The sequence below is a fragment of the Ralstonia sp. 25mfcol4.1 genome (genome assembly GCF_900104095.1).
Taxonomy (GTDB): domain Bacteria; phylum Pseudomonadota; class Gammaproteobacteria; order Burkholderiales; family Burkholderiaceae; genus Cupriavidus.
Map to the genome: position 1 here is coordinate 189,622 of NZ_FNJO01000009.1, position 21,175 is coordinate 210,796.

Consider the following 21,175-nt stretch of genomic DNA (forward strand, 5'->3'; position numbering starts at 1 on the left):
GCGGCGGCGCGTGCTCACGCACGCGCACGCCCGTTACTGCGGGCTGGTGGCGCGGTCGCCGACCTTCATCACATTGCTGGCATCAGTCACCAGCGCATAGGCGATGCCCGGGAAGACGCGATATACGTAGGCCAGGCCATAGCGGTCATCCGGCAGCGTGATGCTGCGGTTGCCGTCGGTCGGATCCTTGGCTACGCCGCCCACGCGCGACAGCGCCAGCACGTGACCCGGTTCCAGGCCACCGTTCGCGCCCAGGTTCAGCACCACCACCTGCTTGGCGCCACCGTACTCCACGCCGCCATAGACGGCGGCGATGCGCGCGTCGACGTTGTTTTCCGGCGCATGGGGCACGTAGCGCACCAGTTCACGGGCCGGCTGCGGCAGCAGCAGCGACCCCGCGCCCATTTCCTGCGGAGACTGGGTGGCCTGGACCGTGGTGACCGCGTCCGGGCCTTCCGGACCGCGCATCACGCGCACGCTTCCCTGGTACTGGGCTTCGAAGCCGATCACGGCATTGCTGACGGGGTCGCGCACCGGCAAGGCCGGCTTGAACGCCTGCCAGTCGCTGCCGATCGCCGCGTCGGTCGGTGCGATACCGCGCACGTAGCCGGTATCGCCCCGCCCCATGTAGACGCGGGCATCGGTCAGCGCAACGATCCGCGCCGACGCGTCCACCGCATCCTTTTCCACGACCAGCGGACGCGTCAGGAACGGCTCGATGTCGGACGCAGGAATGCTCAGGATCGCCTCGCCGTTGCCGCCCTCGCCGCGCACGCGCGGCGACAGGCGGCTGTCGCCATGGGCGCCCCCCGGCGCCGTGGTCGACAGGTACGCGCGGCCATCACGCTGCACCAGGTAAAGGATCTGTCCAGGGTAGATAAGGTGCGGATTGCGGACCTGCTGGCGGTTCATGCCCCACAGCGCCGGCCAGCGCCATGGCTGGCGCAGATACTGGCCCGAGATGCCCCACAGCGTGTCGCCCGAGCGCACGGTGTACTGGCTGGGCGCATTGGGCGCCAGTTCGGAAACGGGGATACCCTCCTGGGCGGTCGCATCGGCCTGGGCGAGCTGAGCCGCCGAGACGTTCAGATCGGCCGCCTGAACCGCCATGCCGGCTCCAGCTGTGATGCCGGCGACACATAACATGGCGAGGGTGAACGCGTACAGCCTGCGGCCCGACGCCGCCTGTTCTTTGGTAAGATCGCGCATTTTCCTGACCGGTCGGGAGAACGACCGGATTGACCCTAGGTAGAGCGTGCCTGCTGCGGCGCGCCTTGAATTTTTGTACTAGCGCCCCGATTCTGCATGGAAACCCCGCACGCCGCAACGGCGGCCGGGCAGTGGACAGCACCCGGCGTTGCGCCCGAGCATCATGGCCAAACTCGACATCCTCACCTACCCCGATCCTCGCCTCCATACCGTGGCCAAGCCCGTGGCGGTGGTGGACGACCGCATCCGCCAGCTGGTCCAGGACATGGCGGAAACCATGTACGACGCGCCCGGCATCGGCCTGGCCGCCACGCAGGTGGACGTGCATGAGCGCGTGATCACGATCGACGTTTCCGAAACGCGCGACGCGCTGATGGTGTTCATCAACCCGGAGATCGTCTGGGCCAGCGACAACCGCAAGGTCTGGGAAGAGGGCTGCCTGTCGGTGCCCGAAGTCTATGACCGCGTGGAGCGCCCCGACCGCGTCAAGGTGCGCGCGCTCAACGAAAAGGGCGAAACGTTCGAGCTCGATGCCGACGACCTGCTGGCCGTATGTATACAGCACGAGATCGACCACCTGAATGGCAAGGTTTTCGTGGAATACCTGTCTCCGCTCAAGCTGAACCGCATCAAGAGCAAGCTCCAGAAGCGCGTCCGCTCGCGCATGTAAGGATGTAACAGAGACATGCCACGCGGGTGGCGTCTGCTATCGTTACATCTTCCCAAGACACATCACGTACCGGCCGCTATGCGGCCGGTGTCGTTTCTCCCTGCGGATTTCCGTCATGACTCAAGTCCAGCCACTGCGCGTCGCGTTTGCCGGCACGCCCGAATTTGCGCGCGTTGCCCTTGAGGCCATTCACGCCGCCGGCTTCCCGGTGGTGGCCGTCCTGACCCAGCCCGACCGGCCTGCCGGCCGCGGCATGCAGCTGCAGTCCAGCCCGGTCAAGCAGTTCGCGCTGGAAGCGGGGCTGGCCCCCGTGCTGCAGCCGCGCTCGCTGCGGCGCAACGGCAAGTATCCCGAGGAGGCCGGCGCCGCGGTCGACACGCTGGCGCAGATCGCCCCCGATGTCATGGTGGTGGCTGCCTATGGCCTGATCCTGCCGGCCGAGGTCCTCGATCTGCCGCGCCATGGGTGTCTGAACATCCATGCGTCGCTGCTGCCGCGCTGGCGCGGCGCGGCACCGATCCACCGTGCCATCGAGGCCGGCGACGCCGAGACCGGCATCACGCTGATGCAGATGGACGAAGGGCTCGATACCGGCGCGATGCTGTCGCGCGAATCCGTGGCGATCGGGCCCCAGGACAGCACAGGCAGCCTGCACGACACGCTGGCCGCGCTGGGCGGCCGCATGATCGTCGATGCCCTCCGGCAGCTGGCCGCCGGACAGCCGCTGGCGGCCACGCCCCAGCCCGAAGCCGGCATCACCTACGCCGAGAAGATCGCCAAGGACGAAGCGCCGCTGGACCTGACCCGCCCGGCCGCCGCGCTGGCCAGCCAGGTGCGCGCCTTCAATCCGTTCCCGGGGGCCACGATCCAGGTGGGCGACACCGTCATCAAGTGCTGGCAGGCGCTGCCGCTGGCCGCCGCCACGAGCCTGCCCCATCCGCCTGGCACCGTGCTGGCGGCGGATGCCGCCGGCGTGATCATCGCCTGTGGCGACGGCAGTGCACTGCAGGTGACCGAACTGCAGAAGGCCGGCGGCCGCCGCCAGCCGGCCGGGCAGTTCCTGCAGGCCATGCCGCTGCCGCCGGGTACGCGCTGCCTGGTCGGCGATGCGGGATAAGTTACCCTGACACCACTTTTCATCGTAAAACCCTGACATCAGCATTGAATTCCTGCGGTCCTGGCCCTATCTAACGAACATCGCGTCCCGCAGGGGCGGGTACGCGCCCTGATCGATCTCTCTGGAGACCAAACCATGTTCAACTGGGTCAAGACCTTCATGCTGATGGCCGCCATCACGGCGCTGTTCATCGTCATCGGCGGCATGATCGGCGGCCGTAGCGGCATGATGTTCGCGTTGCTGATCGCGCTGGGCATGAACTTCTTTTCCTACTGGTTCTCGGACAAGATGGTCCTGCGCATGTACAACTCGCAGGAAGTGGATGCCAGCACCGCGCCGCAGTTCTACAACATGGTGCAGGAGCTTTCCCAGCGCGCCGGCCTGCCCATGCCGCGCGTGTACCTGATCAACGAGGACGCGCCCAACGCCTTTGCCACGGGCCGCAATCCCGAGCACGCAGCCGTGGCCGCCACCACCGGCATCCTGCGTGTGCTGTCCGACCGCGAACTGCGCGGTGTGATGGCGCACGAACTGGCGCACGTGCAGCACCGTGACATCCTGACGTCGACCATCGCGGCCACCATGGCCGGTGCCATCTCGGCCCTGGCCAACATGGCGATGTTCTTCGGCGGCCGCGACGAGAACGGCAACCGTACCAACCCGATTGCCGCGATTGCCGTGGCCATCCTGGCCCCGCTGGCCGCATCGCTGATCCAGATGGCGATCTCGCGGGCGCGCGAGTTCGAAGCGGACCGGGGCGGTGCCGAGATCAGCGGCGACCCGCAGGCGCTGGCCAGTGCGCTGGACAAGATCCACCGCTATGCGCAGGGCATTCCGTTCCAGGCGGCCGAGGAACATCCGGCCACGGCGCAGATGATGATCATGAATCCGCTGTCCGGCGGCGGCATCGCCAACCTGTTCTCGACGCACCCGGCCACCGAGGAGCGCATCGCTCGCCTGATGCACATGGCGCAGACCGGCAGCTATCCAGCGTGATGCCGGGATTTGGCCAGTTTGACCGGCCAGTCCGCGACAACGGGTAAACTGCCCGCTGTGTTCCCCCGGGGACCGGCGGGCATTCTTGTATCCGCCCGGCCCGACGCCCGTTGCGTCACTCCTTTTCCTACGTTGCCTGTCTGATTTTCCGTATGCGCCTGCCTCACGAATCCCTTGCCTTCCAGATGCTCGGTGCTGCCGCGGCCATTCGCGGCGTGCACGAAGGCGCGGCCCTGCCGCAGGCCATCGAAGATGTTGCCACCCACCTGCGGCTGGACCGCGTGCGCGACGCCGCCACGCGCGGCGCCATCCAGGATCTGGCCTATCGCTCCGTGCGCCTGTTCGGCACCACGCGCGCGCTGGTGACGCAGCTGGTGACGCGTCCGCCCGGGGCGCTGGTCGATTCCCTGCTGGCCGTGGCGCTGGCCCTGCTGATCGAGGGCGAGGAGGGCGATGGCAGCAAGGTGGGGCGCGGCGGCTATTCCGATTTCACCGTGGTGGACCAGGCGGTCAGCGCGGCGGCCTCGGAGCCCAAGACCGCGCATGCGCGCGGGCTGGTGAATGCCGTCCTGCGCCGCTTCCTGCGCGAGCGCCGCGCGCTCATGCCGAAGATCATGCAGGACGAGGAAGCGCGCTGGAACCTGCCCGCGTGGTGGCTCGCGCAACTGCGCCGGGCCTACCCCGACCAGTGGATGGCCCTGGCCGAAAGCGTCAACGAACGCCCGCCGATGACCTTGCGCATCAATCCGAAGCGCATTTCGGTGCAGGCGTATCTCCAGGAACTGGCCAATGCCGGCCTGGCCGGCACCGCTGTCGGCGAGCAGGCCGTGCGTCTGGCGCGGGCCTTTCCCGTATCGCAGATTCCCGGCTTTGCCCAGGGCGACGTATCGGTGCAGGACGCCGGCGCGCAACTGGCCGCGCCGCTGTGCGAAGTTGCCGACGGCATGCGCGTGCTGGACGCCTGCGCGGCGCCTGGCGGCAAGACCGGCCATCTGCTGGAGCTTGCCGACATCCACGTGACGGCGGTGGAAAGCGATGCCGAACGCGCCGCGCGCATCCACGACAACCTGTCCCGCCTGGGACAACGCGCCGAAGTGATCGTGGGCGACGCGAGCCGCCCCAAGGACTGGTGGGATGGCCAGCCGTTCGATCGCATCCTGGCCGATGTGCCATGCTCGGCGTCGGGCATCGTGCGGCGGCACCCCGATATCCGCTGGCTGCGCCGCGAGTCCGACGTGGCGAGGCTGATGACCGAGCAGCGCCGCATCGTTTCGCAACTGTGGCCGCTGCTGAAACCGGGCGGCATCCTGGTCTACGTGACCTGTTCTATTTTCCCAACGGAAGGCGAGGAGCAGGCGCTCTGGTTTGGTGCGCAGCTTCCAGATGCGATACGATTGCAGGCGCCAGGGCAACTGCTGCCTGGCATCAAGGCGCCTGAGACGACCGGCAGCGGGACCGCCGGCAAGGCAAGCCTGCCATCGGATCACGATGGCTTCTACTACGCCCGCTTCCAGAAACGCGCCTGATATTTCCACCAATGCCGAACCTGCAGCGCCTGCTCGTCCTACGTGCCCCCGGCCGCGCGGTGCGCGAATGGCCGGCAGCACCGCTGGCCGGCATCCTGCGCACGTGGTACGCAACCGCTTTGCTGCTGCTGGCGCTGCTGGTGTACATGCCCCATGCTGGCGCACAGCTGATTGAAACCACCGAAGCGCGCATCGACTATCAGGACGGCGGCTTCGAGCTTGGCGCTTCATTCGACTTCGATCTCCCGCCCGCGCTCGAAGACGCCCTGCACAAGGGCATCTCGCTCTATTTCGTGGTCGACTTCCAGCTGTCGCGGTCACGCTGGTACTGGTTCGATGAAAAGCCGGTCAACACCTCGCGTTCGGTGCGCCTGTCGTATCAACCGCTGACGCGGCAATACCGCGTGTCGACCGGCGGGCTGCAACTGCCGTTCAACCGCCTGAAGGGCGCGCTGCAGTTCATCCAGCAGGTGCGGGGCTGGCGCGTCTTCGAACGCCGCGACGTGAAGACCGGCGAGACGTATCACGCCGAGACGCGCATGCGGCTGGATCTGTCGCAACTGCCCAAGCCGTTCCAGATCAACGCGGTGAACACGCGCGAGTGGAACCTGTCGTCGGAGTGGAAACGCTTCAACTACACGGTGCCCACCAACCTGGACGCACCGCCGCCCCCGCCCCCGCCCCCGCCGCCTCCGGTGGCTCCGCCGGCGCCGCCGGCCATGCCGGGGTCCGCGCCGTCCGCTGCGTCGGCAGCCTCCGCCGAATTGCGCGCACCGTTCGCGCAGACGGTGTCGAACGTGCTGTCACCGAGCCAACTGGTCCAGCCGGCCAGCCAGCCATGAACGGCAATCCGTGGGATAGCCGCTTCCGCCGCGTGCTCTATCGCGTGGTGGTGGGCATCATCGTCTTTCTGGCGCTGGTGCTGGTGGGCCTGCTGGCCGGTGCATCGGCAAATACCGAATTCTTCGACCGCTACTTCACGCTGCTGTTCAAGATCAACCTCGTAGTCGGGGTGTTGCTGGTTCTGACGGTTGGCGCGCTCGCGTTCACGCTATGGGTACGCTACCGGCGCGGCAAGTTCGGGACGCGGCTGATGAGCAAGCTGGCCGTGTTCTTCGGCGTGGTGGGCGTGCTGCCTGGCGTGCTGATCTACCTGGTGTCGCTGCAGTTCGTATCGCGCAGCATCGAATCGTGGTTCGACGTGCGCGTGGAAAACGCCCTTGAGGCGGGACTGAACCTGGGCCGCTCCACCATCGACAGCCAGCTGGCCGATCTGCAGGGCAAGGCGCGCCTGATGGCCGACCAGCTCACCGGCGCGTCGAGCATGGCGTCGTCGCTGCAGCTGAACCGGCTGCGCGAGCAGTACGGCATCCAGGAGGCGGCGATCTTCACCGGCAGCGGCCGCGTGCTGGCCACGGCGTCGAGCAGCTATGCCACGCTGGTACCCGACATTCCATCGGGCGTGCTGGCCGAACAGGCGCGCATGGCGGGCGGATACGCGGCCGTGGAAGGTGGCTCCGACCCCACCGGCGGCGACAAGGCCCCCGTCAATCTCGACAGCAGCCACCTGTACCGCATCCGCGTCATCATTCCGCTGGGCCCCGCGCCGGCCCCGGCCACGCCCGACGAAGCGGCACAGGCTTCGGTCAGCATCAGCGCCAGCGCGGCGGCGGCAGCCGCGGCGGCACGGGCACGCACGCGGCTGGCGCCGCCGGGCAGCCGCTGGGCCGGCTCGGGCCTTTCCATCGAACGCCGCCCCGAGGATGCCCCGGCCACGGGCTTCGGGCTGGTGGGCGACACGGTCCGCGAGGAACGCTACCTGCAGGTGCTGCACCCTGTGCCGGCGGTGCTGGCGCGCAATGCCGACGAAGTCCAGCGCGCCTACCAGGAGTACCAGGAAAAGGCGCTCGGACGTACCGGCTTGCGCAAGATGTACATCGGCACGCTGACGCTGACGCTGTTCCTGGCCGTCTTCATCGCCGTGATGCTGGCGCTGCTGCTGGGCGGGCAGCTGGCCCGGCCGCTGCTGATGCTGCTGCAGGGCACGAAGGAAGTGGCCGAGGGCGACCTGTCGCCCAAGCGTGAACTGAAGAGCCGCGACGAACTGGGCCAGCTGACGCAGCAGTTCAACCAGATGACGCGCCAGCTGTCCGAAGCGCGCATCGCGGTGGAAGACAACCGCGTGGCGCTGGAACAATCGAAGGCCTACCTGGAGAGCGTGCTGCAGAATCTGACCGCCGGCGTGCTGGTGTTCGACCGCCGCTTCACGCTGATCACGGCCAACCCCGGTGCCGAACGCATCTTCCGCCAGCCGTTCGCGGGCGTGCTGGGCCAGCCCGTCGAACAGATTCCCGGCATGGGCGACTTTGCCGACATCGTGCGCCAGGCGTTCTCGGAGCAGACCACACGCGAGGTGCTGGGCGGCTCGCAGCACTGGCAAAAGCAGATCGAACTGCCGCAGGGCGACGAAGAACAGCCGCTCACCTTGCTGGTGCGCGGCGCACACCTGCCGGGCGGCAGCCGCGACGAGCCCGGCTACGTGGTGGTGTTCGACGATATCTCCGATGTGATCTCGGCCCAGCGTTCCGTGGCATGGGGCGAGGTGGCACGCCGGCTGGCGCACGAAATCAAGAATCCGCTGACGCCGATCCAGCTTTCGGCCGAGCGCCTGCAGATGAAGCTGTCGCCCAAGCTCGAACAAGCCGACGCCGAAGTGCTAAAGCGCGGGGCCACTACGATCGTTAACCAGGTGGCGGCGATGAAACGCATGGTGGACGACTTCCGCGACTATGCGCGTACGCCGCCCGCGGTGATGCAGTCGCTGGCGCTGAACGCCCTGGCGGCTGAAGTCCTGCATCTGTACGGCATCGACGATCCGGCGGTGCACGAACACCCGGTGATTCATGCTGCGCTGGGCCCGGATCTGCCTGAAATAAAGGGCGATCCGACGCAGTTGCGGCAGGTGATCCACAACCTGCTGCAGAATGCGCAGGATGCGGCGGCGGACAACCTGGCGGCCGGTAGGGCGGCGCCCCATATCACTCTGCACACCGAGACTGTAGAATACAAAGATTCCGCCGGCGAAGACCGGCAAGCCGTCAAGTTGTCCATTACGGACAATGGTCCTGGATTCGCACCACGTATCCTGAGTCGTGCGTTCGAACCGTATGTGACCACCAAAGCCAAGGGTACGGGTCTCGGGCTTGCGATGGTGAAAAAGATCATTGACGAACATGGCGCGCGCATTGAATTGCGCAATCGCATGAACGGTACCGAGATCGCGGGAGCGCAGATCTCGATCCTGTTCGTTAAACTGGCTTAAATCTTGCGCGCCGGCGCCTCCGGTTGCGCTGCGGTGGGGTTAAGAGGGGAAGTATGGCAACCATCCTCGTAGTCGATGACGAAATGGGAATCCGGGAGCTGCTTTCGGAGATTCTCAGTGACGAAGGACATGTGGTCGAACTTGCGGAAAACGCCCAGAAGGCGCGTGAATTCCGTGCGAACGCCACGCCTGACCTGGTGCTGCTCGATATCTGGATGCCGGATACCGATGGCGTAACGCTGCTAAAGGAGTGGTCGGCGCAGGGCTATCTGACGATGCCCGTCATCATGATGTCGGGGCACGCCACGATCGATACCGCCGTGGAAGCCACGAAGATCGGCGCCCTGAATTTCCTTGAGAAGCCCATCGCACTGCAGAAGCTGCTGTCTGCCGTGGAAGCCGGCCTGGCCCGCGGCATCGAGCGCCCACGCACCGCGCCTGCCGCAGCCGCACCGCTGACGTCGACCGGCATGCCGGAAGCGGCCGCCGCGACTGTCGCACCGGCCGAGGCACCTGCCGAGGTAGCCGCCAACGGCAACCCGTCGCGCGGCGTGCCCGAGGGCGAAATGCAGTTCTCGTTCGATATGCCGCTGCGCGAGGCGCGCGACCTGTTCGAACGCGCGTATTTCGAGTATCACCTGGTGCGCGAGCACGGCAGCATGACGCGCGTGGCGGAAAAGACCGGCCTGGAGCGCACCCACCTGTATCGCAAGCTCAAGCAGCTGGGAGTGGAACTGGGCCGCAACAAGCCCGAACCGACCGAACAGTAGGCCGTGACGCAGAAATCGCTTGACGAGGGCTAATCCCCCAGTTATAGTTTCGCTTCTTTGGCCCGGTAGCTCAGTCGGTAGAGCAGAGGATTGAAAATCCTTGTGTCGGCGGTTCGATTCCGTCCCAGGCCACCAGATTTGACAAGGGATCGGGCGCTTCGGCGCCCGTTTCCTTTTGTGGCACTGTGCCGTGTTTGTGCCGTAGCGTGCCAAGGTTGTCCGCATAGGCCGCGATATGGTCCCGGCCGAGGTGGGCGTACCGCAGCACCATCTGGTAGCTGGCCCAGCCGCCAAGCTGCTGGAGCACCGGCAGCGGCGTGCCCGCCTGCACATGCCAGCTCGCCCAGGTGTGGCGCAAATCGTGGAACCGCAGCCCATCCAGCCCCGCCCGCCGGCACGCCTTCTGCCAGGCGTGGTTGTAGATCCGCCCAACTGGCGACCCCTGATACGTGAACACGTAGTCACGATGCTCGCCGCGCTGCTCGGCCAGCACCTCCAGCGCATCCCCGTTCAACGGTACCGAAATGACCCGCTTGGCCTTGGCCTGATCGGCATGGATCCATGCGAGCGCCCGCGCCGTATCCACCTGCGCCCACTCCAGCAAACGGACGTTTGACTCGCGCAAGCCGGTGGCCAGCGCGAAGCGGGCCATCTGACGCAGGTGGCCGGGCAGCTCTTCGAGCAGCCGCAGCGCCTGCGGCCGGGTCAGCCAGGTCAGGCGGCTGCCGCCCTCCGGGAGCTTGCGGATCGGCGGCACGACGTCGACCCAGCCTTCCTGCCGGCAGTGATTAAGGATGACCGACAGGGCGGCCATGTGCCGGTTCACGGTCGCGCCGACCACCCCGTCTTCCAGCTTGGCCGCGATCAGGGCATTGACGCGGTCGCGGTCGATCTCCCGCACCGCCGTGCCGGCGAGCTTGCCGGTCAGCCAGCGCAGGCGCTGCTTCACGGTCTCCAGCGACCGCAGGTGCTGGTTCTGCTTGAGCCAGTGGACCACGGCCGCCTCCCAGCTCACCGCCGGGCGCTCACCGAGCTTCTTTTGCCGCCAGTAATCACTCGCAACCTTGGCGGCAAATTCTTCCGCCTGCCGACGGTCCGCGGTGCCAGTAGAGCGTCTAACTCGCGTACCGTCGATACCGAGGTCGACCCACCAGGGACCGTTTTTTGTTCTTTTGAAGAGGTGCATACGGCCCGTTCCCCGTACCTTTTACGAATCCAATCTATCACATCGACATCGACCAGCACCCAGGCCCTGCCGACCTTGGCGGCCGGCAAGCCATGGCGCCGGATGCATTCCGAGACCGTATCGGGCGTGGTGAACAGCCACGCCGCGGCCTGCTCCAGGCTAAGCGTCTTCACTGATGGCCCTTCGCTTGTTTGTGGTTTAGCTTTTCCGCGTCATTACGGTACCGCCTGTCTGGCGGAGCGTTTTCGGAGTTCCCATGCGTTGCGCCGCCTGCCTTGCCCTTTCCGGGAAGCCTGCCATCTGTGCTCCTCACGCGGCACTGCGACGCGACTATCGAGCCGAACTGGCGCTCGCTGATCTGGCCGGGGATACCGTCGTCGATCTGCCCTGGATGTTCCGCTGCAACAACTGCGGCGAAGGGCTCTGCATAGACGACGCAACAGACAGCTGGGAGCTGATCCGCTAGCCAATGGCGAGTCATATGACACCTCCGGGTACGTCCGGCGCGATCCCGCTTGCCAGTATCCGGCGGCGAATCGTCATCGCGCGGGCCTGTGAGCACCCGACGAACTGGCGAATCGCCGCGACGGTTGGTTTGATGTCTCCGCGCCGTACTGCCGCCGCGACCTGGTCGTCTTCCGCGTGACTGGTGTCGCTGCTGGCTTCGTTACCGCTCTCTGGCGCCGCAGTCACGGCAGGCGCCTGTGGAGCGGGACACGGTAACGCCCGCTCGGTACCGGCGGTACGCCGTGACGCGACCCGCAGCCACAGCGCACAGCCCACCAGTTCCAGGCAGATCGCCGCGACCAGTTGCGTGGCCAGCAGCACGGTATCGGCATGCGCCCCGATGGCTGCGGCGAGCAGACGCGCGGCCGGATCGAGTCGCGCCCGGTCGACGTCCGATGCGTGGCGCTGTGCGGTGGCACGGGCGCGCTCGTCCTGTTGGATGGCCCGGCGCGCCTCTTGTTCTTCCACGTCGAGCGCCTCGGCCCGCTGCTGCAGCGCGGTGAGCCGTGCCGCCGCGAGTGGGCAATTGCGGCAGTTGGGAGCCGTGGCCTGCAGCCGCGCGATATCGCCGCGCACCGTGGCGCGTTCCGCAGTGACCACCGCAAGGGGCCGCGCCGTCGCCCGCACCTCCGTCAACCACGTCGCTGTGGCTTCGGATTGGCGCTGTGCACGCGCATCGCCAGCGTGACCATTGGCCGCCGCGAAGAACGCGAGATGGCCCCACACCACGGATACCAGGCACGCGCACCAGAGCGCCCAGCTTGCGACAGGTAACCGCTTGCCAGTCGATAGCACCGCAGGCAGCTGGTGGACCGCCAGCGTCAGTAGCACGGCGACCGCAGCGATCAGCGCACGCTCGGCGAGCGTGCCGCCCCGATTCCAGGCGCCGGCCGCCGATAGCCACGCGGCAACCAGAGAACACACCGCCGCCAATGCCGTCGTCCAGCCCAGCGCGATCCGTTGTACGTGTCCCTCCATCATGCGGTCTCCGTGGTCGGTGTTTGCGAGGTCGGGATGCAACCCAGTTCGCGCGGCCCGGCGAGGCGGGCAGTGAATCGCGCGCCTCGGGGCGGGCGGCTGATCAGATTGCGTCGCACGCAGGCAATCGCTGTCTCCGCAGTACGTGCGCGGGCATACCAGGTCGCGCAGTAAGTCGGCGTCTTTGCCGGCCCGGCCGCGATGTCTACGGCCCACGTCTTCCATTCCTTGTTGCGCCAGAAGGCTGCAGCGAGCGCTGCATCGCCGAGGGGGATATGCGGTGCCGTCACTCGGCCGTTGTACTGGCGCCGGGTCATGCGATCCCCTTACTGGGGTCGGCCCACTGCAGCGCATAGATCAGCATCGACAACCGTGCGCGCCATGGCTTTTCGAGATGCGCGGCCTGGTGCGCCCCGACTTCTATGGGCGCACCCGACATCGTATCTAGCGGCTGGCCGGCCATCAGCTGCGCTGGCGCTAGGTCGTCCAACACGGGCGAACTGGACACCCACCAGGCGTACTCCAGCGCAGGGTGATCAACGCGCGGCCCCTCGACAAGAATGGCCTCGGCAATCGTCAGCAGATTCTGGCGTGTGGTTGCCGGGAAGTCGGCAAGGGTAGTTCCCTTGGCGGCTGCCTCGGGGTAGAGGCTACAGATGATCTGCGCCACGCGTTCGGCGTAGGACGAAACGGGAAGGGAGTGGTTGGTCATGCTTTCTGCTCGATGTAGGCGATATCGCCGGTCTGGACCGGGCCGCTGGCGGTGGCGGTGGCGGTGTCATGCACCTGCAGCGTAGCGACCAGCAGCTGGCGGCGCGTGCAGGCTTTCTGCATCTCGTCGGTCAGATTCAGGCCTTGGCCAATGGCACGGAACTCGTCGCCGGTGACGCCCATGCGGCCACACGCGCGGAACCGCTTGCCCACTTCCGCGACGGCCATCACAGCGGCGTCCATCGCGTCGCGCAGCTCCCCGTTATCTGCGAAGTACAGGGTGGCAATGGCCTGACCGACGTTGATGCGAAACGCGAGGGTGTGCCAGGCGGATTCCGTGGCCGTGCCGTCGAGGATCTTGCTCAGCTCGCTATGGGGCAAGAGCTGAAGATCCGTTTCGGCCTTGCGACTGAAGCGGAAGCAGGAAGGCAGGCATTTCTCGCGCGGACGATGCACGCGACGATTCTTCCGGTGTTTGCTTGCGGGCATGATGTGCTCCTTGTGTCAGTCTTCGAAGTCGCCGGCAGCTCGACGCTTCAGGTCAGTGTGAGGGCCATGCGGGTGTGCCTCCTCGCGCGCCGCCATGGCGCGGGCAGCTGCCGCCACTGCGGCGCGCAACATGTCGGACATGGCGTCAAACGGAGTGGAGATTCGCAAAACATGATGTGTGTGCCGCAACTGCGCATCGGTGACGACGGGCTTACTTGACATGCTCACGCTCCTGTGTTGCCCGAGCGGTCCTCGAAGACCCAGCACTTGACGGTGTCAGGGCGCTTTGGGGCATGGGTATGCTCGGTGTTGAATCGCGCATTGATGGCGCTGTTGACCACCCGAAGATCGAGGAACTTGCGTGCCCGCGAGGTCTTGAGCACGCGCTTCAGTTCGGTCAGCGGGGGAAGGTTCAGGCGGCGGTCATTGGCCACCTGTTCAAAATGGCGCAGGCTGATGGCGATGACGCCACCGCCGCGAGCGTGGTTGAGCACCGCGTGATCGTCCTCGGCGGACTCAATGTGGTCGTACAGCTCCCAAAACTCCTGCACGAGCGGGTGATCGGCGCCGATGGCCTGCTGACGCTCCACTGCCATGCGCACGAGCTGCGCCTGGGCGGCGTCGCGATACGCGATAGGCAGTGGCATCACGGCCGGCAGGCAGTCGACCAGCGCCATGATTTGCGCGTGGTTTTTTACCAAGCGCTGGTGCTTCACTTCTGGATGGGCCGCCAACTTCTCCTGGTAGAGCGGCATGCGCTCCGCGAACAACCTCAGGACCTCCTTCTCTTTGAGGATCGCTGACAGCAGGAAGCCCGACACGTCTTCGACGGCGGTCTGTTCCAGCGCCCGTGCAGCGGCGAAGGTGTCAGGACTCTGGCCAGAGCGGTCGAAGTACAGGTGGACGATCCGCTGCAGCACCGCCTCGCTCGCATTGACTTCGGCGTTCTGGCTGATGACCACGCTGCCACGGAAGGGCGGCTCGTACGTTTCGTTGCCGGCATTCTTGACACCGCGTGCCCGCGTGCTGCGGCCGTTGTAGGCGGTCTTCAGCTCGTTCCAGTCGAAGCCCTTCACCTTGGCGCCGTCTTCGCCACGGTCGCCTTCGATCAGCACGACCGGCAGGTTCGACACCTGCGCGAAGTTCCGCGCACGCGCCGCGAGCGACGACTTGGACGGATCGAAGCCTTCATAGTCGCGACGGCCGCACAGCTTCCACAGGAACTCGATCAGCGTGGATTTGCCCGCGCCCGGTTCACCCACGACTTCGAGGAATGGGAAGCTCTTCTGCTTGATGCCATCGCCTTCGCGGATCTGTTCGGCGAACAAGCTGCCCAGCCAGAACGCGAGCGCCACGATGGCCTTGGCGCCAAACGCGCGCCACAGCAGCTCTACCCAGTCATAGGTCAGGCGCTTCAGGTCCGTGTTGATGGACAGGCCGGCCGATCCACCGATGGTCTTGATGGACAGGCGGCCGACATCGAAGAAGTCTTCATCATTGAGCGAATAGAGCTTGCCGTCTTTGACCGCGACATCGGCATAGACATAGCACCCGTGTTCCTTCGAGTAGCCCACGTAATCGATGGTCTGCACGCTCTTGATGCGGTGCATCTGTTCCTTCAGATACGCATCGAGCTGGCCGTTGGAGCCGGTGTAGAAGGCGCCGGGCGCGACCGCGAGCAGGCGCTTCTTGAATTCGCCGGCCGAGGCGATCTGCGAGCTGGTGAAGGTGTTCTTCGCCGGCTCGGAATCGTGCGGGAAGGCCACGCGGAAGTAGTACCAGGCTTCGTCGGTCGCGGCGTTAGCCTGGTAGTACAGGACGCTCGGCAGGCAGGTCGCGATATTGGTGATGGTGCCCGCCTTGAGCATGGCTTCGTCGCGGATGTCGCCTTCATCCATGTCGGGGTGCGCATGCCGCACCGCGTCCATTTCCTTTGTAAGCGCGTCCAGATCCACCTTGAACCAGTACAGCTTGCTGTCGAAGTCGAAAGCGAACTGGCTCATGCTGGTGCGTCCATAGATCAGGCGTGCCTTCTCGGCCGGCGTCGGCGCCGCGATCAGGTCGCCGAGGTAGCGGTATTCGCCCAGGTCGTGGTCAGTCAGCTTGCCGAGCTGGTGCAGGTCGTTCCAGTCGCGCTTCTTGGCGCCGACCTGTTTCGGTACGGCAATGGAGGCTTCCCAGCCTTCCTCGCGGCTACGCTTGAGCCATTGCTTGCCGTAACGGATGCCGGCCTTGTCTCCATCGAGCGCCCACACCAGCTTTGGCCGGTCCTTGCCGTTGGCGGCGCATTGCTCAGCCAGTCCGCGCAGCGCGAGGCCGGGATAGTTGTTGCAGGACATGGCCGATGCAGCGGCGATGCCGTGATGCAGGAGGGCGATGTTGTCGAAGATACCTTCAACAATCCAAAGCTCCTGGACGTCGGTGAACGTGCTGCCGGGCGGCTGCCACCACATCCCACCGTAGCTACCATGAAAGGTGGCCTTGCGGTCGCCGAAGCGGTGCGCCTGGTCGATGATGCGTTCCCAATAGACGCCTGGTGCAAGCTGGAAGCGCACGGTGGCGCTGCCGATCTTGAGCTCGTGGCTGTAGTAGCTCTCCTGCGTGTACCAGTCGCGCACCACGGCGAGGTCAAAGCCTCTGGCGTCGCGCATGTAGGCATTCACTGACGCCTTCGGATCTTCCGGTGTCGGCTGGAACCGATCTGACCAGCTCTCGAAAAGATCCGGGTACAGATCCTTGATGTGCAGTTCGGCGCCGCAGTGGTTCAGGCGGTTGCAACGCACCACCCACGGGGCCTCGCCATAGGCCCACAGCGTTTTCTTGCCGCACGACGGGCAGACACCGTTCTCCAGCTTCTCGCCGCCGCGCTTCTCTTTGAACTGGTAGTCACGGAGCAAACGGCTGGCCGCCTCTCGCAGGATTGCATCCGTGTTGTCGCTACGGGTTGGGTTCATGAATCTTCTGGCAAAAGGAATCCCGCACGCCCCGCAAACGGGGCGCGTCGGTGTCAATCAGCAGGGGTAGGGGAGAGACCCTAGATCAGGTCTTCAGCAAGTCCAGCTGCCTGTCGTCAATGACGGCGGCACGCTGGCGGGCGACCGGCAGATATGCCTGGGGGTTCGGCTTCATGCTCGGCGCGATGGTCGTGATGACAGACGTGATGGCCTTGCAGGTATAGGCGCAGTCAACGTTGGGGCATTGCCAGTAGCTTTCTTTCGAGAGCAGCGACACCACGCGGCTGGTGCGGATCTTCATGCGCGATTCGCAATGTGGGCAGGTCAGTTTCACAGCGATTTCCCCGGAGGTACAACCAAGTTAAAAGCACGGCGTTTGCCCGTCATGCGCTCTGCGGTGCGCCGGATCCGGGCCTTGGCTAGCCATTCAGCGGCCTGTTCTATCGTTGCCAGACCTTGCTGCTGGCGCACGTCTTCCAGCACTGCCTCTATTTGCTCGGTCAGTTGGATTTCGATGTCCGGCATCTTCTCGGCAGCTCAAAAGTAACTTTGTTCAGGCGCTACGCGCCTCTACATTCGAACCCAGCGCCAGAACCTCTTCGGCTTCGCGGAAGATGATCTGACGCAGCAGGGTGGCGGGCTGCTCGCCCTGGTAGTTGGCCAGAGCGGTGATCAGGTCGAACTCGTAGTCGTTGAAGCGGAGCACCACGCGGTTGTCGCGCACTCGTTTCGGATCGGGATACATACTGTCCTCGATTGAAATGTGAATGGTGACGACGCTCAGAGCGAGCGGCTTTCGTAGACGGCAAGGCCCTCAAGCAGCACCAGACGGGCCAGGCTCGACACGGAACGGTTCTCCTTGACGGCGAGCCGCTCCAGCTTCTGCCGCTCTGCGGGGAGCAGGCGAACGCATACCGGCTTGTCGCTGAGCACGCCGCGAGGGGAACGGGTCCGGGGCGTTTTGGCTTGGGTCATGGCGGATATACTTGTGTGAGTTAGCGTTGCACAACGGCATTATTGCAGAAATCTGCAATGTGTCAATAACACTTAGCAGAAATATGCAAATCCACACTCGTTTGGTGGAGGAACGCGAGCGCCTTGGTCTCACGCAAACGGAGATGGCCAAACAGGGTGGCGTGGCGTTCCGCACCTACTGCGACTACGAATCAGGAAAGAGCGAGCCGCGCGCGTCGTTCTTTGCTGAGGCATCGCTGCATGGGCTCGATGTGCAATTTGTGGTGACGGGGCGGCGTTCGGGCGGCGCAATGAAGCCTGATGAAGAAATGGTGCTCGCCGGTTATCGCAAGCTCGATGAACGGGGACGAGCTGGCGTGCTGGCATTGATTGGCGGCATGCAGCCAGTGGCCGAGACGAACCACCGCACGGAAATGGTTTTCAAGGGGGCTGTCGGTAGCGTCAACCAGGGCGACTATCATCAGAATGAAGCCCTGACGGTCAAGGTTGGCCGTAAGCCGAAGCGCAAGACCACGTCGGAGTGAATCAGCTAGCGGCGGCGCAATACCCCTCACGTGGCACTTACAGCCGGACTTCCCTGCCGTTGAATATGGCTCTCTATCGCAATAACCAGAGGACGACGGTGGTGTAGAGGCACGCAAAACCGATCCCGCGCGACCGTCTCACAACGAGCATGGAAACGCGTTTCAAGTTCGACGGGGAAGTCGGTCAGGTCTTTAGTGGAAGCGCCACCTTCACAGCGCCACAAACGTTTCACCAGGTCAACAACGTGACACTGAACACGCAAGTAGCGGAGCAGCAGTTGTCGATGCGCGAGCGAGCATGTTTTGCCCGGAGGGTGGAGGATGTAGCGGCAGCAGAAGGCATCAAGCCGGACGCGGTGTATCGCATCCTTCTTGAGGACTACGGTGGCGCGACACCTGGCATCAAACGGTGGCTGACACGAACGGGCCGTTGGGCGCTATTGGTTTCGGTGGCCGTCGCTGCCGTCGTCGTTATGATGGCCACCGGCGCGCCTTCTCACGCTCCAGCTTTGCACTGCCGCTGGGAGGGCAAGGATTTCTCAGTAGGCGCAGTGTCGAATATGGGCACCCGTGATGTGTATGAATGCGTCTACGATCTCAGCGCCCATGCCTACCCCTACTGGGCTCCAGCGCGCAATCTGGACGACCAGGTCTCTAGCCAGCAAGGCTAATGCCCCGACTACGTGACGTATTTGCCCTGAAAGCCATGGGGAAGTCCATCTCCGATCCAGCACGAGACTTTCCAGTAATAGTTAACCCCTCGCACGGCAACGCGCTTATCATCTGCGGCCAATGTAAAAGTATCATCCGGGGCCTACCGGATGGCAATCAGCATAAGAAGAACGACCATGCGCATTTTTCTGATTTGCATATCTTTGTGTTTAGTTCTTTTTGCTCAGCGTGCATCTTCCACTCCGTCAACAGCGCAGGACGATATTCGACAAGCAAGCGAGCAAATCCGTGCGCTGGACAAGGAACTCGGCACCTTCAAGGCGGTGACTGAGAGTCGGCTCGACGCGCAGGACAAGCGCATCAACGATCTAGGCATTTCGACAGCGCAGCAAGCAAATTACATGGGCGCGATTTCAAATCTATCCACGTTAGTCGGACTTGGAATCACGATCATTACGTTCTTTGCCGGTTTCGCTGCTTACATGGGTGCAAAAAATCGCGCCATAAGCGAAGCTCAAGAAGCGGCTCAGCAATGGCTTAAGGATCACAGTGACCGACTGCAAAAGCAGATTCGGGACCTACAAGCGGAGGCAGATTCGCTGGGATCGCAACTCTTGCTGCTCCGAAAGCAGGCGGGCGATGCAGCAATGGAAATTGACTTGCGAAAGGCGGAGATAAACGATCACGCCGAGAAGACGCGTCAGGTTCTTGATCAGGCTGTCCAGAAAGCCCTCTCAAGACCAGAAGGTGAAGCGCAGGCTTCGGAACCGTTGGCCGACCCAGAGGCCATTCACATTGCTCAAGAAACCAGCCAGGCACTAGAAGCGAAGCCGGAGAGTAAGTTTACATCTGACGACCATTTTGCGAGAGGTCTGAATGAATACGCCGCCGGTCGGATGGATTCCGCGCTGCTGAGTTTTGACAAGGCCTTAGCACATGCAGAAAAAGAGCTGGTCTCGCCGGAAAGGCTTGCCCTGCTCATGTTCGTTCGCGCAAATATCCTCGGGGAAATGGGACGCCCCGAGGATGAAATCGCGATCTATGACGAGATCGACCGGCACTACAGTCAGGATGGCAGTGCTGCGGTACGCGAACAGGTCGCAAAGGCCCTCTTCAACAAGGGCGTCAAACTCGGCCAACTTGGACGCAGCGAGGAGGCGATTGCCGTCTATGACGACATCGACAGGCGCTACGGACAGGACGAAAGTGCCGCGCTGCGCGGTCAGGTAGTCAGGGCGCTTATCAACAAGGGCATCCGGTCAGGCGTGCTTGGTCGTAGCGAGGATGCAGTCGCGATCTATGATGAGATCGATCGGCGTTACGGACAGGATGCGAGTACCCCGATCCGCGAAGAGGTTGCGAGGGCGCTCGTCAACAAAGGATACCGGTTAGGTGTGCTTGGTCGCAGCGAGGATGAAGTCGCCGTCTATGACGAGATTGACCGACGCTACGGGCAGGATGGGAGTGCTGCTCTACGCGAAGAGGTCGCCAAGGCTCTCCTCAACAAGGGCATCACGCTTAGCCAACTCGGTCGCAGCGAGGACGCGATTGCCGTATATGACGAGATCGACCGGCGCTACGGTCGGGATGACAGTGCTGCGCTACGCGATCAGGTCGCCAGGGCGCTCGTCAACAAGGGCGTCCGGACAGGCGCGCTTGGTCGTAGCGAGGAGGCGATCGCCATTTATGATGAGATCGACCGCCGCTACGGACAAGATGCAAGTACCCCGTTGCGCGAACAGGTTGCCAGAGCGCTCGTCAACAAGGGATTCCGGTTAGGAAGGCTTGATCGCGGTGAGGATGAAATCGCCGTCTATGACGAGATCGACAGACGCTACGGTCAGGATGAGTATGCTGAGCTACGCGAACAGGTCGCGAGGGCACTCCTCAACAAAGGATACCGCTTAGGCATGCTTGGTCGCAGCGAAGGTGAAATCGCCATTTATGACGAGATCGACCGGCGCTACGGTCAGGATGACAGTGCCGCGGTACGCGAACAGGTCGCCAAGGCCCTCGTCAACAAGGGGATCACACTTGGCCAAGCTGGCCGCAGCGAGGACGCCATAGCCGTCTATGATGAGATTGACCGGCGCTATGGGCGAGATGCGAGCGCCACGATGCGCGAACACGTCAGCAGAGCGCTCATCAACAAGGGATACCGGTTAGGCGTGCTTGGTCGCAACGACGATGAAATCGCTGTCTATGACGAGATCGACCGGCGCTATGGACAAGATGGGGATTCTCGGGTGCGCGATCAGGTCGCCAGGGCGCTCGTCAACAAGGGAATCACGCTTCGCCAGGTAGCGCGCGATGAAGATTCAATTGCAGTCTTTGACGAAATCGACCGGCGCTATGGACAAGATACTACTGTACGCGAACAAGTCGCTAGGGCGCTCGTCCAAAAGGGAACCACGCTACACCGGCTCGGGCGTAGCGGCGATGCCATTGCTGTCTTTGACGACGTGAGCCTTCGCTACGGACAGGATACAAGTCCCTCAGTGCGAGAGCAGGTCGCCAAGGCGGCCGAAAAAAGGGCCGAAGCGCTCGGTTAGGGCAGGCCTGGCTAGGT

The 21,175-nt window shown here is 64.2% G+C and carries 22 protein-coding genes, 1 tRNA gene and 1 pseudogene; 12 read left to right on the forward strand and 12 right to left on the reverse strand.

The features are described from left to right. Positions 1 to 33 precede the first annotated feature (33 nt). On the reverse strand, positions 34 to 1,209 hold the full coding sequence (locus BLQ58_RS17455) for a LysM peptidoglycan-binding domain-containing protein (protein ID WP_092600575.1): 1,176 nt from the start codon (positions 1,207 to 1,209) through the stop codon (positions 34 to 36). A gap of 163 nt (positions 1,210 to 1,372) precedes the next feature. Here BLQ58_RS17455 and def point away from each other — a divergent pair, with 163 nt between their 5' ends. From def to BLQ58_RS17495, 8 genes are all read left to right on the forward strand, one after another. After that, positions 1,373 to 1,879 carry a peptide deformylase gene (gene def / locus BLQ58_RS17460; protein WP_092600577.1) on the forward strand — a complete coding sequence of 169 codons (507 nt, stop codon included), beginning with the start codon at positions 1,373 to 1,375 and terminating at the stop codon, positions 1,877 to 1,879. Between the two features lie 115 nt (positions 1,880 to 1,994). Next, a complete protein-coding gene (gene fmt, locus BLQ58_RS17465; protein ID WP_092600578.1) occupies positions 1,995 to 2,996 on the forward strand; it encodes a methionyl-tRNA formyltransferase in 1,002 nt (333 codons plus the stop codon). A gap of 135 nt (positions 2,997 to 3,131) precedes the next feature. Next, complete coding sequence (gene htpX / locus BLQ58_RS17470) at positions 3,132 to 3,992, forward strand: zinc metalloprotease HtpX (protein WP_092600580.1); 861 nt, start codon at positions 3,132 to 3,134, stop codon at positions 3,990 to 3,992. A 152-nt stretch (positions 3,993 to 4,144) separates the two neighbouring features. After that, positions 4,145 to 5,518, forward strand: coding sequence for a 16S rRNA (cytosine(967)-C(5))-methyltransferase RsmB (gene rsmB, locus BLQ58_RS17475; protein ID WP_092600582.1), 1,374 nt, complete (start codon positions 4,145 to 4,147; stop codon positions 5,516 to 5,518). An 11-nt stretch (positions 5,519 to 5,529) separates the two neighbouring features. Then, positions 5,530 to 6,360 (forward strand): DUF4390 domain-containing protein, encoded by an 831-nt coding sequence (locus tag BLQ58_RS17480; protein ID WP_092600584.1) that lies wholly within the window; start codon positions 5,530 to 5,532, stop codon positions 6,358 to 6,360. Beyond that, positions 6,357 to 8,840 (forward strand): sensor histidine kinase, encoded by a 2,484-nt coding sequence (locus tag BLQ58_RS17485; RefSeq protein ID WP_092600586.1) that lies wholly within the window; start codon positions 6,357 to 6,359, stop codon positions 8,838 to 8,840. Before BLQ58_RS17480 ends, BLQ58_RS17485 begins: the two co-directional genes overlap by 4 nt. Positions 8,841 to 8,893: 53 nt before the next feature. Then, positions 8,894 to 9,610 carry a response regulator gene (locus tag BLQ58_RS17490; protein WP_092600588.1) on the forward strand — a complete coding sequence of 239 codons (717 nt, stop codon included), beginning with the start codon at positions 8,894 to 8,896 and terminating at the stop codon, positions 9,608 to 9,610. Positions 9,611 to 9,669: 59 nt separating this feature from the next. Then, a tRNA-Phe gene (locus BLQ58_RS17495) sits at positions 9,670 to 9,745 on the forward strand. Between the two features lie 124 nt (positions 9,746 to 9,869). Here BLQ58_RS17495 and BLQ58_RS29745 read toward each other — a convergent pair. After that, positions 9,870 to 10,796 (reverse strand): annotated as a pseudogene (locus BLQ58_RS29745) (tyrosine-type recombinase/integrase); the annotation flags it as partial. A 256-nt stretch (positions 10,797 to 11,052) separates the two neighbouring features. Here BLQ58_RS29745 and BLQ58_RS17505 point away from each other — a divergent pair. Beyond that, entirely contained in the window at positions 11,053 to 11,262 is a 210-nt protein-coding gene (locus BLQ58_RS17505; protein WP_092600590.1) for a hypothetical protein, read from the forward strand. A gap of 11 nt (positions 11,263 to 11,273) precedes the next feature. Here the strand turns inward: BLQ58_RS17505 and BLQ58_RS17510 are convergent, their stop codons facing one another. The 10 genes from BLQ58_RS17510 to BLQ58_RS17550 all read right to left on the reverse strand — a co-directional run bounded on the left by BLQ58_RS17510 (position 11,274) and on the right by BLQ58_RS17550 (position 17,410). Next, positions 11,274 to 12,284 carry a hypothetical protein gene (locus tag BLQ58_RS17510; protein WP_092600592.1) on the reverse strand — a complete coding sequence of 337 codons (1,011 nt, stop codon included), beginning with the start codon at positions 12,282 to 12,284 and terminating at the stop codon, positions 11,274 to 11,276. Continuing rightward, positions 12,281 to 12,598 carry a hypothetical protein gene (locus BLQ58_RS28845; RefSeq protein ID WP_139186128.1) on the reverse strand — a complete coding sequence of 106 codons (318 nt, stop codon included), beginning with the start codon at positions 12,596 to 12,598 and terminating at the stop codon, positions 12,281 to 12,283. Before BLQ58_RS28845 ends, BLQ58_RS17510 begins: the two co-directional genes overlap by 4 nt. After that, positions 12,595 to 12,993 (reverse strand): hypothetical protein, encoded by a 399-nt coding sequence (locus BLQ58_RS17515; protein WP_092600594.1) that lies wholly within the window; start codon positions 12,991 to 12,993, stop codon positions 12,595 to 12,597. Before BLQ58_RS17515 ends, BLQ58_RS28845 begins: the two co-directional genes overlap by 4 nt. Next, a complete protein-coding gene (locus tag BLQ58_RS17520) occupies positions 12,990 to 13,448 on the reverse strand; it encodes a hypothetical protein (protein WP_254775995.1) in 459 nt (152 codons plus the stop codon). Before BLQ58_RS17520 ends, BLQ58_RS17515 begins: the two co-directional genes overlap by 4 nt. Positions 13,449 to 13,496: 48 nt before the next feature. Then, complete coding sequence (locus tag BLQ58_RS17525; RefSeq protein ID WP_092600598.1) at positions 13,497 to 13,703, reverse strand: hypothetical protein; 207 nt, start codon at positions 13,701 to 13,703, stop codon at positions 13,497 to 13,499. A 2-nt stretch (positions 13,704 to 13,705) separates the two neighbouring features. Continuing rightward, the gene (locus BLQ58_RS17530) at positions 13,706 to 16,435 is read right to left on the reverse strand and encodes a toprim domain-containing protein (protein ID WP_092600600.1); all 2,730 of its coding nucleotides are present in this window, start codon (positions 16,433 to 16,435) and stop codon (positions 13,706 to 13,708) included. An 85-nt stretch (positions 16,436 to 16,520) separates the two neighbouring features. Beyond that, positions 16,521 to 16,769 (reverse strand): Ogr/Delta-like zinc finger protein, encoded by a 249-nt coding sequence (locus BLQ58_RS17535; protein ID WP_092600602.1) that lies wholly within the window; start codon positions 16,767 to 16,769, stop codon positions 16,521 to 16,523. Then, on the reverse strand, positions 16,766 to 16,960 hold the full coding sequence (locus tag BLQ58_RS17540) for a hypothetical protein (RefSeq protein WP_092600604.1): 195 nt from the start codon (positions 16,958 to 16,960) through the stop codon (positions 16,766 to 16,768). Before BLQ58_RS17540 ends, BLQ58_RS17535 begins: the two co-directional genes overlap by 4 nt. 28 nt (positions 16,961 to 16,988) lie before the next feature. Then, positions 16,989 to 17,180, reverse strand: a complete 192-nt coding sequence (locus BLQ58_RS17545) for a hypothetical protein (RefSeq protein WP_092600606.1) — start codon at positions 17,178 to 17,180, stop codon at positions 16,989 to 16,991. A gap of 35 nt (positions 17,181 to 17,215) precedes the next feature. Continuing rightward, positions 17,216 to 17,410 carry a hypothetical protein gene (locus BLQ58_RS17550; protein WP_092600608.1) on the reverse strand — a complete coding sequence of 65 codons (195 nt, stop codon included), beginning with the start codon at positions 17,408 to 17,410 and terminating at the stop codon, positions 17,216 to 17,218. 83 nt (positions 17,411 to 17,493) lie between these two features. Here BLQ58_RS17550 and BLQ58_RS17555 point away from each other — a divergent pair, with 83 nt between their 5' ends. The 3 genes from BLQ58_RS17555 to BLQ58_RS17565 all read left to right on the forward strand — a co-directional run bounded on the left by BLQ58_RS17555 (position 17,494) and on the right by BLQ58_RS17565 (position 21,158). Beyond that, positions 17,494 to 17,934, forward strand: coding sequence for a helix-turn-helix domain-containing protein (locus tag BLQ58_RS17555; RefSeq protein ID WP_092600610.1), 441 nt, complete (start codon positions 17,494 to 17,496; stop codon positions 17,932 to 17,934). Between the two features lie 149 nt (positions 17,935 to 18,083). After that, positions 18,084 to 18,605 (forward strand): hypothetical protein, encoded by a 522-nt coding sequence (locus BLQ58_RS17560; protein WP_092600613.1) that lies wholly within the window; start codon positions 18,084 to 18,086, stop codon positions 18,603 to 18,605. A gap of 177 nt (positions 18,606 to 18,782) precedes the next feature. Continuing rightward, on the forward strand, positions 18,783 to 21,158 hold the full coding sequence (locus BLQ58_RS17565; protein WP_092600615.1) for a tetratricopeptide repeat protein: 2,376 nt from the start codon (positions 18,783 to 18,785) through the stop codon (positions 21,156 to 21,158). The last annotated feature ends 17 nt before the right edge of the window (positions 21,159 to 21,175 follow it).